The following is a 13,031-nucleotide window of genomic DNA, read 5'->3' as shown; positions in this document are numbered from 1 at the left end:
GACACGATGGGTCACACGGTGGAAGCCGGCGCTGAACGCCTTCGCCATCACCTTCGCCGACCGGATGCCGGCGGCGGAGAACCACTAACCATGGAAACGCCTCTTACACCGTTAGAGCGACAGTCCCCTGAAATCGAGTGCGGGATGCTTGATGTCCGCTGGGCTCCAGAGGATGTCGACCATGTGATGGAGCAGGCAGTCAAGGGTGCGTCCGTATGGCACCCCGATGCACTGGATCTCAACTCCGGGAATGCGTTCCCGGAGGGCTTGGATCGGTCTAGTCAACGCCTGTGCGGCGGGTTGGGTGTTGATGACGCTAGGGACGCCGATGCGCACCACAGCTCGTATCGGGGTGCGGGCGGCCGCGCAGGCGGTGACTTGAGCGCGGTGGGCTTGATCCATCGCGGCTACGGCCTGTTCGGCGAATTGCCAGCCTGCGGCCGTAAGCGCAGTGGTGCCGGTAGGGCCACGATTGAGAAGGCGGGCGCCGATCTGATGTTCCAGGCGTTGGAGACGTTTGGATAGGGCCGGAGGGGTGAGGTGCAACCGGGCGGCGGCCCGCGCGAAGTGCTCCTCCTCGCACAGGACCAGAAAGCTGGCGACGCATTCCAGATCCAGCTCCATTTTTCCACTCGTATCTCAAAGGACCAGCCGATCGGTGTGCTCGGTTCCGTGGCGAATAGTGGGTATCACTGCCATCACGGGAGATCTTTTCCCCTTGTCAAGCCCTCATTCCTCATTGGCACCGGTATGGGCCCAGTGTCCTCGGCCTTCGTACCTTGGGTCCATGGATATCTGCCGTATCGGGCAATGAGTCAGTTGACCGAGCCCTCGTCGAGAGGCTCAATGATCCCCTTCAATTCACCTCACGATTGTCGGCGGTCCCTACACCGGTTCGATAACTTCAGGAGCACCTCATGTCACCCACCCGATGGTTTCCCCCCAGAACCGCAACACACCGCCCCGCTGGATGCAGGATGGCAGCTGCATCCCTGGCTGTGGCCCTTACAGCTGTTGCCCTTCCGGTAGCGACTGCTTCCCCTGCCGCAGCCCAGACCACCCATGGCCGGTGCACAGTCACACCTTTGGATCCTGTCGTGGTGCAGAACGGCCAGAAGCTGAACTTCCAGATCAAAGTGCTGTGTGAGGGCGGTCGAACAATCGAGGTCAAACAAATCCTCTGGGAGCGGGACGGTGGACCTCACGACTCACGTGGCGCGACGACCCACAAGAAAACCTTCGCCCAGACCGGGTCAGTGGTCATCGACCACGTCGTCGACGCGTTCAACACCGAATCGGGAGCCGAGGAGGTGTTCCAGGAGATCCAGTTCCGCACTTCTCGCGGGCAAGCCGCGAACTGGAACACATGGACTGCACCGGAATCAAGCAAGACCACTGTCGTGCCTCAACCAACCGGGACAACCCATGGTCGGTGCACGGTCAAGCCTTTGGACCCGCTGGTGCTGCAGAACGGCAGCAAACTGGATTTTCCGACTCAGGCCTTCTGTGAAGCTGGGCGCACGATCGAGGTCAAGCAGTCTCTCTGGGAGCAGGACATAAATGCGGCTAATAACGATGCTCGTGGCACTTTTACCCAGAAGAAGTCCTTCGACAAGACCACCACAATCGTCATGCCTAAGGTGGTGAATGCGTTCAACACCGAGTCGGGTGCCGAGGAAGTGTTCCATGAGATCCAGTTCCGCACTTCTCGGGGGCAAGCCGGGAACTGGAACGCATGGACCGCACTGGAAGCCAGCAAGGTTATCTCCGTTCCCGAGGCCTAAGGGACGAGCTGCAGGCTGAGCCGTCCAGCAATCACTCGGTCGGTGACGCGCACACCTGCAAAGTAAGACGGGGTCGGCCCTTTGGCGCCGCCCCCGTCCTGCTTTTGACCCACCAGCAAGGCAACCCCGGCCGGTACGCCATCTGGTAAATATCGACTCCGAGCCTGCGGGCATGCCCCGACAAGGCCGAGTTAATTTTTGGCTCCATCTGTCACATGGAAGCGGGTAGGCGTCTTTCGAGCGATGGGTTGCAAGACGTCTCGTAGAGCTTGAAGTGGTCGTCCCACTTCCTTGGTAGTGGGACGCTCAGTGGTGAGGCCCATCCTGATGAGCTATGGATAGCGTTTGCCGTCCCAAAAGTCAGCCCCATAATAAGGTGTGGCTTCGTTCGCTTGGTGGCGGGGTTTTTGCAGCGCTCCGTGGCGGTCTTGTTGCCGCGATCACGCAGGACTGGCTGCAGGTAGGTGTCGCGGTCTGAACCGAGAGGGGTGCGCCCGGTCGGGGCCGTTTGGATCGCTGCCGCTACGTCAGAGTCCGAAGGCTCCGCCGCTGACGAGGATCACGATGCCGAGGCCGATGAGAACGATGGGGAAGAGGATGTGCTCCCAGCGTTCGAGCACTTCGGCGATCGGGGGGCGGGTGGCGACGAACTTTGCCAGGGCCACCAGGACCGCGACGAGCGCGAGGAAGACGATGCAGTAGGCGACTACTGCGAGAGGTTCCACGCTGAGGAAGACAGGGGTGTAGACGCCGATGTTGTCGCCGCCGTTGGCAAGGGTGACGCCTGCGACTGTCCACACGCCGACCTTCTTGCCGGCAACCTTGGCCTCGTCGTCATCGTCGTCATCGTCTCCGCGCCAGGCCTGCCATGCGGCCCAGAGGCCGAGGCCCAGAGGGATGAGACCGAAGTACGGGATGGCTGCCGAGGGCAGGAATGCTCCGGCACCGATGGTCACCAGGACCGCGGCACCGAGGATGCCGGCGAATCCGAGGTACTGGCCGGCCAGAATGCGGGCGGTAGTGCCGCGCTGGCCTGCCCCTCGCGCGAAGAAGAGGGAGAGCACGATGATGTCGTCGATGTTGGTCGCTGCGAACAGGCCCATCGCCTGCAAGACCGAGGTGAGGATCATGCGCCCTCCCCAGCTGCGTCGCATCCGGGAAGCGAGCAGGCGGGATCGATGCACGGGGCGTCTTCGTCCACTGCCAGGGTGGCATCGACCAGTGCCGTCAGCGCCTGCGCCAGGTGCGAATCGGCGATCTCATATCGTGTCCGACGACCCTCGGGCTCGGAGACGACGATCCCGCAATCGCGCAGGCATGCCAGGTGGTTGGACACGTTCGGGCGTGTCAGGTCCAGATCTCGGGCCAGTTCCGCCGGGTAAGCGGGATGGTCGAGCAGGGTCAAGATGATCCGGGATCGAGTGGGGTCGGCCAGTGCACGACCCAGGCGGTTCATCACGTCGAGACGCGAAGCAATAGTCAGCATGGACTGAACTATACAGCGCGCACTGAACACTCGGTCACAGGCGTCAGCCCAGATCGCATGCCCGTAAGGGGAACCCTCACCGGACACCACCGCTACTTATCGAGAGGAACGACGGCACGCCTGGCGGGCTGTCCCGTAAGACCCGTCCGGTGAACTGTCCGGTGAAGGGAGGCTATATGACACACTGGGGAGCATGTCCCCCTTGAAGGTCGGCTATGCCCGAGTCTCCACCGACGAGCAGGACCTGACCGCGCAGCGTGACGGACTCGCGGCGTTCGGCGTCGATCCCAAGCGCATCTACGTCGATCACGGGCTCACGGGCCGCAACGCCGACCGTGAGGGCCTGCGGCAGGCGCTGGCTGCCTGTCGGGACGGCGATACGTTCGTGGTCACCAAGCTCGATCGGCTGGCGCGTTCAGTCCGTGATGCCCACCAGATCGCCGACGACCTCGCGGCGCGGGAAGTGAAGCTGAGCATCGCCGGATCGGTGTACGACCCGACCGACCCGATGGGGAAACTGTTGTTCAACGTGCTGGCGATGGTCGCCGAGTTCGAAGCCGACCTCATCCGTGCCCGCACCCGCGAGGGGATGAAGGTCGCCAAGGCCAAGGGCCGGCTGCGCGGGAAGTCACCGAAACTCACCCCCCGGCAAGAAGCTCACCTCGTCCAGCTACATGCTGCCGACGAGCACACCGTGGGCGAGCTGGCCGAGCTGTTCAGCGTGGGCCGCTCCACGGTCTACCGCGCCCTTCAGCGCGCCGAGCGCGGGCGCGAGAACGCCTTGCAGTAGGTGCGTCGTGGACGCTCGAGCGCGGTGGCGAATCCTCAGGCTCCACGTCGAGGACCAGGTGCCCCTCGCGCGCTTAGCTCGCGAGACCGATGTAGGGCTGCGGACCCTGGAGCGCTGGCACGCCCGCTACCGCGCCGACGGCTACGCCGGACTGGAGACAGCCTCACGGGCGGACGCCGGCTCCCGCCGCCTTCCGCCCGACCTCGTCGACCTGATCGAGGGCCTGGCACTGAGCAAGCCGCGGCCGGCCATCGCCACGATCCATCGCAAAGTCACGGGCATCTGCGCCGCCCGGAGGTGGCCGGTCCCCTCCTACTCGGTGGTGTGGGACATCGTGCGGACCCTGGATCCCGGCATGGTCACCCTCGCCCTGGAGGGCGCAGCGTCCTACCGCGACAAGCACGAGCTGGTGCTACGCCGGCAAGCAGAGCTGCCCAACGCGATGTGGCAATCCGATCACACCATGCTCGACATCCTGGTGGTGGGCACCGACGGCAAGCCCGCACGGCCATGGCTGACAACGATCCTCGACGACTGCTCCCGGGCGGTCTGCGGCTACACAGTCTTCCTGGGCGCACCGTCGGCGATGAACACCGCCCTGGCGCTGCGCCAAGCGATCTGGCACAAGACCGACCCGGCCTGGCCGATGTGCGGCCTGCCCGACGTGCTCTACGTCGACCACGGCAGCGACTTCACCAGTGACCAGCTCGCCCACACCGCCGTCGACCTCCACATCCGACTGATCCACTCCACCGTCGCCCGACCCCAGGGACGGGGCAAGATCGAGCGGTTCTTCGGCACCATCAACACCGAGCTACTCGCCACCCTGCCCGGACACATCACCGAAGGGCACCCCTGGCCGACACCGAAACTGTCCCTGGCCGCCCTCGATAGCGCCCTGGAGGCGTTCGTGGCCACCTACAACGACCGCACGCACAGCGAGCTCGGAACCTCCCCGCGCAGCGCGTGGATCGCCGATGGCTGGCTGCCCCGAATGCCCGAGAGCCTGGAAGACCTCGACAGACTGCTGTTGACCGTCGCCAAGACCCGCGTCGTGCGCCGCGATGGCATCCGCTTCCAGGGCCTGCGCTACGTCTCGCCAACTCTGGCCGGCTACGTCGGACGCTCGGTCGTGATCCGCTACGACCCCCGCGACATCACCGAGATCCGCGTCTTCGATCACGACGAATTCGTCTGCAAGGCCGTCAACCAAGAGCACCACGACCAGAAGGTCAGCCTCAAGGAGATCCAGGCCGCGCGCAACGCCCGCCGCCGGGCGCTGCGAGCCGGCATCAACGAACGCATCGCCCTCGTGGCCGCACCTACCGAGACGCCACGGATCACCGAAGCACCGGCTCCGGCGCCGAGGTCGGCGTTGAAGATCTACAAGGAGGACCTCAGGTGAGCCAGCGCTTCATCGTCACCAAGGAGCACCGCCGCTTCACCGAGTTCGCCGACGCCGTGCGCCGCGGGCACACCATCGGTTTGTGCTTCGGATCAGCCGGCGTAGGAAAGACACTCTCCGCGCGCCGCTACGCACACTACGAGAAGGCTCATGACCTGCTGACCTACTGGGGGCCGCGCTCCGACAACGACGCCAAGATCTACGCCGCCTTGAACCGGAGCCGCACCGTGCTCTACACCCCCAGCGTGCTGACCACCCCGCGGACCCTGAAGGACGAGCTGACCCAAGCCATCACCCGCACCAACATGTGCATCGAGCAGCACCTCGTACCTCCCGGCACGGCCACTCCCGAGGCCTGGGGATGGCGACACGGCAGGAACTACGTGGAGCTGATCATCGTCGACGAGGCCGAACGACTGCGTCCCGCCGCTCTGGAACTGCTGCGCGATCGCTACGACCGCGACGACATCGCCCTGATCCTGATCGGCATGCCCGGCCTGGAGAAGCAGTTCAGCCACTACCCCCAGTTCTACAGCCGAGTCGGCTTCGCCCACCAGTACCGGCCCCTGGGACAAGACGAACTGCTGTTCGTCCTCGAGCGACACTGGCGATCCCTCGGCAAGACCCTCGACCCCGACGACTTCACCGACGCCCAAGCCATCGCAGCCATCGCACGGATCACCCGCGGCAACTTCCGGCTCCTCGAACGCCTCTTCCCCCAGATCCAGCGGGTCCTGAAGATCAACGAACTCGACACCATCACCAACGACGTCATCGAAGCCGCACAGAGCACCCTGGTCATCGGTGTCACCTGACCCCGCCACGAAGCGACCGAAGAACCCCGCCATTCAGCAGACGAAGTCACATAATAAGGTTCCGTTTTGTCCGTACGGAGTCGACTTCCGGTACGCTAACGGCATGGAATTGGGCTACGCGCGGGTCTCGACGGCCAAACAGGACCTCGACCGGCAGATCGACGCCCTCCACCAGGTCGGGATCGCCCCGGAGCGGATCTATGTGGACAAGAAGTCCGGGGCCACCACAGATCGCCCCGGACTGACCGCGGCGCTGGCCTACGCCCGGGAGGGTGATGTGATCGTGGTGCACACCCTGGACCGGCTCGGGCGCACCGTGCGCGACACCCTGAACCTGATCCACGATCTCGCCGAGCGTGGGGTCGGAGTCCGTAACTTGGCGGATCCGATCAAGGTGGACTCCACCAACCCGAACGACCCGATGGCTCAGCTGGCGGTGGTGCTGCTGGCGCTGTTCGGGCAGATGGAACGCACCTACACCCTCGAGCGCGCCGCCCACGCGAGGGCGGTGGCCACCGCGAAGGGCCGGCGGATCGGGCGGCCCTCGGTGGTGGATGCGGACAAGCTGGCCTACGCGGCCCATCTGCGCGAGACCGGGCACACGATGGCGGAGATCGTGGCCAAGACCGGGATCACCCGCACTACTCTTTACCGTCACCTTCCGCCCCGGCCAGCCGAGTCAGTGACGGTCGAACCGGTCGCTGCCGACTCCGAGAGGGGGCCCGAGGGCTGAGCCGCTCAAGGCGGCGGTTGCAGGTCCAGGGGCAGTGGAACTGTCGCGATTCTGGTGGCTTCGGCGCCGTGACGTCGTGGGTGTCGCGTCCGCTCCGACGCGCCGTTCTTCGGGGGAAGTGCGTCGATGATCCGATCTGTAGTCCGCCTCCCGGATCCAGCCGGGTGAGCCTTGTCCCCTCCTTGTGTGTGAGGTAGCGCACCTGCCTTCTTGACCGGGAACTCGGCACATCGGTATGATTCTACTCAGTAGACATGATTTCTATCTAGTGAAATCTGATGGCTGAGGGTGGAGGAGTTCCGGCATGCGCACAGAAGAGATCGATGTCCTGATCAGTGAGGTGGGGCCGCGTGATGGTCTGCAGAGCGTGGACCGGGCCATGCCCACCGAGCTGAAGTTCCGGTGGGTCGAGGCTCTGGCCGCCGCGGGGTTGCGGGAGATCGAGGTCGGTTCCTTCGTCTCGCCCAAGCGTCTGCCGCAGATGGCGGACACGGGTCAGGTGGTGGCTCATGCCCGGGGGCTCGAGGGGCTGAATGTCCTGGCGCTGGTGCCGAATCTGCGTGGGGCCCAGGACGCGGTGGCGGCGGGGGCCAAGGCGCTGACCATGCCGATCTCCGCCTCTCGGGCGCACAGCCTGGCGAACATCGGCAAAACCCCGGAGGAAGCGATCAGGGAAGTGGGCCGGGTGGCCGATTTCCTGGCCTCCCGGGATGAGCCGGTGAGCCTGGAGGTCGGTATCTCCACGGCCTTCGGGTGCACGATCCAAGGGCCCGTCCCGGAGGACGAGGTCCTGGAAATCGCCCGGTTGTGCGCCGAGGCGGGCGCCGACAGTGTGGGGCTCTCGGATACCACCGGCAGCGCCAACCCGGCGCAGGTCAGCCGGATGTTCACCGCCCTGCGCCGGGAGCTGGGCGAGCGGGCCGGCGGGGCGCATCTGCACAACACCCGCGGGCAGGGTCTGGCCAATGTCGTGGCCGCCCTGGACGCGGGGGTGAGAACACTGGACGCCTCCCAGGCCGGTCTGGGCGGGTGCCCCTATGCGCCCGGGGCCAGCGGCAACATCGTGACCGAGGACCTGGTCTATCTGCTGGAGTCGATGGGACTGCGCACCGGGGTGGACCTGGAGGCGTTGATCGCGGCCCGGGAGATCATCCGAGAGGGATTGCCCGGGGAGCCGTTGTACGGCCATGTGCCCGATGCCGGGGTGCACAACGGCTTCGTCTACGCCGGGACCCAGGAGGTCACCCGATGAACCAGCTGCCGCTGACCGGGATCAAGGTCGTGGAGTTCTCCCACATGGTCATGGGCCCGGCCGCTGGTCTCGCCCTGGCCGATCTGGGGGCCGAGGTGATCAAGATCGAGCCGGTCGGGGCCGGGGACAAGACCCGGTACCTGCCCGGCTCCGGGGCCGGCTACTTCCCGATGTTCAATCGGAACAAGAAGTCCCTGGCCGTGGACCTCAAGAGCGCTGCCGGTCTCGAGCTGGTCCGGGAACTGATCGATCAGGCCGATGTGGTCACCGAAAACTTCCGCCCCGGCGGGCTGGAAGCCATGGGCCTGGGCTACGAACAGCTGTCGGAGACCAACCCCGGGCTGGTGTACCTGTCGATGAAGGGCTTCCTGCAGGGCCCCTACGAGCACCGGGCCGCCCTGGACGAGGTGGTGCAGATGATGGGCGGTTTGGCTTACATGACCGGGCCCCCCGGTCAGCCGCTGCGGGCCGGGACGTCGGTCAACGACATCATGGGCGGACTGTTCGGGGCGATGGCGGTGATGGCTGCCCTGCTGGAGCGGACCCGCACGGGGCGCGGGCAACAAGTGCGCAGCTCGTTGTACGAGAACAACGTCTTCCTCGTCGGCCAGCACATGGCCCAGTACGGGGTCACCGGGGTCGCCGCCTCACCCATGCCCGCCCGCCTGTCGGCCTGGGCGGTCTACGAGGTCTTCGACACCCGGGATGAGAAAATCTTCATCGGCGTCGTCAGCGACACACACTGGCGCTCCTTCTGCTCCGCCTTCGAGCTGGAGGAACTGGCCCAGGACCACTCCCTGGCCACCAACCCCGCCCGCGTCGCGGCCCGGGACCGGATCCTGCCGGTGATCCGGCACCGGCTGTCCCAGCTGACCCGGGAGGAGGCTTCGGCGCTGTGCGAGGCCGCGAACCTGCCCTTCGCCCCGATCCAGCGCCCCGAGGACCTGTTCACCGATCCGCACCTGGCCCAGCCCGGGGCCATGCCGGAAGTGACCCTGGCCAACGGCCAGAAGCTGCCACTGCCGGCCCTGCCCATCGAGATGGACGGCCACCGACTGGGGGTGCGCCTAGATCTGCCGCAGGCCGGTGAGCACAGCGCGACCCTCGCCGCGGAGCTGGGATATGACCCGCAGCAGGTGGAGGAACTGATCGAGGCCGGGGTGATCTCGGCCCCGGTGCACGAACAGCACCAGGCACCACACCTGACCTGACACCAGCACACCCAGCCGTGGGCCCCGAGGCAACCGCCTCGGGACCCACGGCATATGTGCGTCCGGGGACCGCCTGGCGGGGCCGGCCACGTTCGTGGCCAGGGGGCGGTGTCGGTCGGTCCGCGCCACCGGGTCGGCATCTGTGGCCACCAGGTGAGGCTGGGCATGGTGGCGACACCGCCGGCGGCGGCGGGGACTCCCTCACCGGCGACACCGCTGCGGCCCGTGGCAGGGGCAGTGATGAGTGGTGGGTCGTCGGTGATGCGGATGCTGAGGCGTCCCGCTCGTCCACGAGAGACCACTACTGAGCAGGTGCATCGATCTCACAACTTTGGTCGACGTCGGTGGCGCCGTCGTCCCGTAGCGATCTGCCTTGAAGGGGAGTGCTGGTCGACAGACTCGGGCGCCCATGGAAGTCGAAGGCCATAGACGGCTCCCGGTGCCGGCAGCGCAGAGCCTCGAATGAGTGATCAGCTCATGGGGCCGGGCGGGCCTCGCCCGTGCTGCCGGTGCCGGGGCGGTCCTGGGGGCATAACGTGGAAGGGGCGCCCCCGGCGTGTGCCGGGGGCGCCCTGGTAGGTGGGGTGCTCGTTGGGCTCAGACGTCGACGCGGGCGCGTTGGCGCAGGCGCACGATGGCGATGGCGATTATCGCGGCGGCGAGCAGGGTGTAGAGGGTGATGGTGATGCCGCTGCTGACCAGTGCGGTGGCGTCGCCTTCGCTGATCGCCAGGGTGCGGCGCAGCTCGGTCTCGGCCAGGGGCCCCAGGACCACGGCGATCAGCACCGGAGCCAGGGGCAGTCCGTAGCGGCGCAGCAGGAAGCCTATCAGGCCGATGCCGATGAGCAGGAACACGTCGGCCAGGGACCCGCCGGAAGCGTAGACGCCCAGGGCGGCGAACAGGGCGATCCCGGCGTAGAGGTACTGACGCGGCACCACCAGCAGTTTCGCCCACAGCGGGGCGAAGGGCAGGTTGAGGATCAGCAGCACCACCAAGCCGATGAACAGGCTGGCCAGCAGGGTCCAGACCAGGTCTCCGTTGGTCTCGAACAGCAGCGGCCCGGGCTGCATCCCGTACTGCACGAAGGCGGCGAGCATGATCGCTGCCGTGCTGGAGGTGGGCAGCCCGAGGGTGAGCAGCGCGCCCATGGCGGTGCCGGCGGTGGCGTTGCCGGCCGCCTCCGGGGCGGCAACGCCCTGGATGGCGCCGCGGCCGAACATGGGGTTGCGGCGGCGGCGGTCCAGGCGGCGTTCGGTGCCGTAGGCCAGGAAGGTCGGGATCTCGGATCCGCCCACCGGGATCACCCCGAAGGGCAGCCCGTAGGCGGTGCCGCGCAGCCAGGCCGGGGCGGCCTGGCGCATCTCTTGCAGGCTCAGCCAGGGGCGTCCCTGGGTGGTGATCAGTGCGGTGGTGGGGTGGTTGCGGCGGGAGGCGATGTAGATGACCTCGCCCAGGGCGAGCATGCCCACGGTGACCACGATGATGCTGATGCCGTCGAAGAACTGGGGGATGCCCAGGGTGAAGCGTGAGGCCCCGGACTGGGCGTCGATGCCGACGAAGGCGATCGCCAACCCGATCAGCAGGGCGGCCAGGCCCTTGAGCACGGAGTCGGCCACGACCGCGGAGATGGCCACGAAGGCGAACACGGCCAGGGCGAAGTACTCGGCCGGGCCGAACAAGGTCGCCATCTCGGCCATCAACGGGGCGCCGAAGGCCACCAGGGTGGTGGCGATCAGCCCACCGGAGAACGCGCCGATGGCCGCGGTGGCCAGGGCCTGGGCCGCACGGCCGGACAGGGCCATCTTGTGGCCTTCGAAGGTGGAGGCGATGGCCGAGGAGTTGCCCGGGGTGTTGAGCAGGATCCCGGAGATCGAGTCGCCGAACAATCCGCCGAAGTAGACCCCGGCGAACATGATGAACGCCCCGGTGGGGTCCAGGGTGAAGGTCACCGGCAGCAGCAGGGCCACCGCCATCGAGGACCCCAGCCCGGGCAGCACCCCGACGGCGGTGCCCAGCATCGCCCCGAAGAACACGTAGAGCAGATTCATCGGGGTCAGCGCCGCGGCGAAGCCCTCGAGCAGCAGAGGCAGTGAATCCATGGTCAGAACCATCCCAAGATGCCAGGCGGGAGCCGAAGACCGAGCCCCGCGGAGAACGCCAGTTGAATCAAGCAGGACATGCCCAGCGCCACGAGCAGATCGAAGAGCCGGCGCCGGCTGCCCAGGCCGCGGGCCACACCCCAGAACAGGACGGTGCCGGCCAGGATCCAGCCCAGCGGCAGCAGCACGGCGGCGAAGACGAGGAAGGATGCGACCACGGTGCCGGTCGCGACCCAGTCCGTGCGCGGCCGCCCGTCACGGGCACGCTCGGATGGGTGGGTGCCCCGGTGGGCGCGCAGAATCTGAACGGTCATCGCGGCCGCGACCACGAAGAGCAGGCCGGTGATGATCGTCGGGAAGAACCCGGGGCCCGGCCAGGCGGCGGAGGCGGGGACCTCCATGGTCACCAGCCCGTAGGTCAGGTACCCGCCGATGGCCACCAGCAGCGCTGGGACCGCCAGCTCGTCCAGGCGCACCGGCGGATCACCGTCGTGGGTCACCGGTGGGCCCACGGGGGGTTCCGGGGGGAGCTGCTCCGTGGCCGGAACAGTCTGTGTCGGGGTGTGGGGAGCGTTCATCACTACAGTCCTGCTTCCTCGATCACGGAACGGATCCGATCGGTTTCTTCGGCGATGAAGGCGCTGAACTGCTCGGCGGTGTTCTCCTCGCTGTCCCAGCGGTTGCGCTCGAGCGCGTTCTGCCACTCGCCGGTGGCCACGGTCTCGTCGATGATCGCGTTGAGCTCCTCCAGGTCCTCACCTGCGACACCGGGGGCGGCCACGACCCCGCGCCAGTTGATCAGGTCCACCTCCAGGCCGGCCTCGTGGAAGGTCGGGACCTCGATGCCGTCCACGGGCTCGGGCGCCGAGATGGCCAGGGCTCGCATGTCCCCGGACTCGATCTGGGAGCCGAACTCGACGTAGCTGGAGATCCCGGCGTCAATGCTGTTGGAGAGCATCGAGGTGAGAATCTCCCCGCCGCCGGAATAGGAAATGTAGTTGATGTCTTCCGGATCCAGCCCGGCGGCCTGGCCCATCAGCCCTGAGAGCACGTGCTCGGTCCCACCCAAGGAGCCCCCGCCGATGGACAGCGCGCCCGGGTCCTTCTGCCAGGCGGCCACGAATTCCTCCAGCGTCCGGTAGGGCGAGGAAGCGGGCACGGCGAGCACCATGTAGTCATCGGCCAGCCGGCGCAGCGGCACGGTCTGCGTCAGGTCCTGACCCAAGCCGTTGACCTCGATGCCGCCCACCATGGTGGTGCCGGTGACCAGCACTGAGTATGACAACCCCATATGGCCCCACTGTGATGGTCTGATTTGGCCCCACCCGCGGGGTGTTGGTTGTGCTGGCCGGCTGTCGGTGACGTCCGGCTCTGCGTCGCGGGGTGTAGTCGGGGATCAGGGGCTGGCGGCTCCTTTCCGGGCGCGGGTGGTGCGCAGCCGGTAGGAGCTGGTGC

At 66.8% G+C, this 13,031-nt stretch carries 13 protein-coding genes; 7 read left to right on the top strand and 6 right to left on the bottom strand.

What is annotated here, in order from left to right; all coding sequences use genetic code 11:
• Positions 1-111: 111 nt before the first annotated feature.
• Positions 112-624, bottom strand: coding sequence for a LysR family transcriptional regulator (locus CRM73_RS15130; RefSeq protein ID WP_095651733.1), 513 nt, complete (start codon positions 622-624; stop codon positions 112-114).
• A gap of 476 nt (positions 625-1,100) precedes the next feature.
• Between CRM73_RS15130 and CRM73_RS15125 the strand changes: the two genes are divergently transcribed.
• Positions 1,101-1,784: a hypothetical protein gene (locus CRM73_RS15125; protein ID WP_141246849.1), complete on the top strand. Its 684-nt coding sequence runs from the start codon at positions 1,101-1,103 to the stop codon at positions 1,782-1,784.
• Positions 1,785-2,311: 527 nt separating this feature from the next.
• On the opposite strand, the gene CRM73_RS15120 is transcribed toward CRM73_RS15125, so the two are convergent.
• Entirely contained in the window at positions 2,312-2,914 is a 603-nt protein-coding gene (locus CRM73_RS15120; protein WP_016997609.1) for a cadmium resistance transporter, read from the bottom strand.
• On the bottom strand, positions 2,911-3,270 hold the full coding sequence (locus CRM73_RS15115) for a helix-turn-helix transcriptional regulator (protein WP_006590980.1): 360 nt from the start codon (positions 3,268-3,270) through the stop codon (positions 2,911-2,913). Before CRM73_RS15115 ends, CRM73_RS15120 begins: the two co-directional genes overlap by 4 nt.
• A gap of 193 nt (positions 3,271-3,463) precedes the next feature.
• Between CRM73_RS15115 and CRM73_RS15110 the strand changes: the two genes are divergently transcribed.
• From CRM73_RS15110 to CRM73_RS15085, 6 genes are all read left to right on the top strand, one after another.
• Positions 3,464-4,060, top strand: coding sequence for a recombinase family protein (locus CRM73_RS15110; protein WP_010534181.1), 597 nt, complete (start codon positions 3,464-3,466; stop codon positions 4,058-4,060).
• A 7-nt stretch (positions 4,061-4,067) separates the two neighbouring features.
• A complete protein-coding gene (locus CRM73_RS15105) occupies positions 4,068-5,465 on the top strand; it encodes a Mu transposase C-terminal domain-containing protein (protein ID WP_082157300.1) in 1,398 nt (465 codons plus the stop codon).
• Entirely contained in the window at positions 5,462-6,280 is an 819-nt protein-coding gene (locus CRM73_RS15100; RefSeq protein WP_037161208.1) for an AAA family ATPase, read from the top strand. Before CRM73_RS15105 ends, CRM73_RS15100 begins: the two co-directional genes overlap by 4 nt.
• Before the next feature lie 103 nt (positions 6,281-6,383).
• Positions 6,384-7,013, top strand: a complete 630-nt coding sequence (locus tag CRM73_RS15095; RefSeq protein ID WP_095651731.1) for a recombinase family protein — start codon at positions 6,384-6,386, stop codon at positions 7,011-7,013.
• Between the two features lie 304 nt (positions 7,014-7,317).
• Positions 7,318-8,265: a hydroxymethylglutaryl-CoA lyase gene (locus tag CRM73_RS15090; RefSeq protein WP_095651730.1), complete on the top strand. Its 948-nt coding sequence runs from the start codon at positions 7,318-7,320 to the stop codon at positions 8,263-8,265.
• Positions 8,262-9,476, top strand: coding sequence for a CaiB/BaiF CoA-transferase family protein (locus CRM73_RS15085; RefSeq protein ID WP_095651729.1), 1,215 nt, complete (start codon positions 8,262-8,264; stop codon positions 9,474-9,476). The genes CRM73_RS15090 and CRM73_RS15085 overlap by 4 nt, the downstream gene beginning before the upstream one ends.
• A 597-nt stretch (positions 9,477-10,073) precedes the next feature.
• Here the strand turns inward: CRM73_RS15085 and CRM73_RS15080 are convergent.
• The 3 genes from CRM73_RS15080 to CRM73_RS15070 all read right to left on the bottom strand — a co-directional run bounded on the left by CRM73_RS15080 (position 10,074) and on the right by CRM73_RS15070 (position 12,861).
• Positions 10,074-11,576, bottom strand: coding sequence for a tripartite tricarboxylate transporter permease (locus CRM73_RS15080; RefSeq protein WP_095651728.1), 1,503 nt, complete (start codon positions 11,574-11,576; stop codon positions 10,074-10,076).
• A 2-nt stretch (positions 11,577-11,578) separates the two neighbouring features.
• Positions 11,579-12,088, bottom strand: a complete 510-nt coding sequence (locus CRM73_RS15075) for a tripartite tricarboxylate transporter TctB family protein (RefSeq protein ID WP_229588292.1) — start codon at positions 12,086-12,088, stop codon at positions 11,579-11,581.
• A gap of 68 nt (positions 12,089-12,156) precedes the next feature.
• On the bottom strand, positions 12,157-12,861 hold the full coding sequence (locus CRM73_RS15070) for a tripartite tricarboxylate transporter substrate binding protein (protein ID WP_229588290.1): 705 nt from the start codon (positions 12,859-12,861) through the stop codon (positions 12,157-12,159).
• Between the last annotated feature and the right edge of the window lie 170 nt (positions 12,862-13,031).

The sequence above is a fragment of the Kocuria sp. CCUG 69068 genome (genome assembly GCF_020833785.1).
Lineage (GTDB): Bacteria > Actinomycetota > Actinomycetes > Actinomycetales > Micrococcaceae > Kocuria > Kocuria rosea.
The sequence above is the reverse complement of the archived record's forward strand: the minus strand, read 5'-3'. Positions and strand labels throughout refer to the sequence as shown.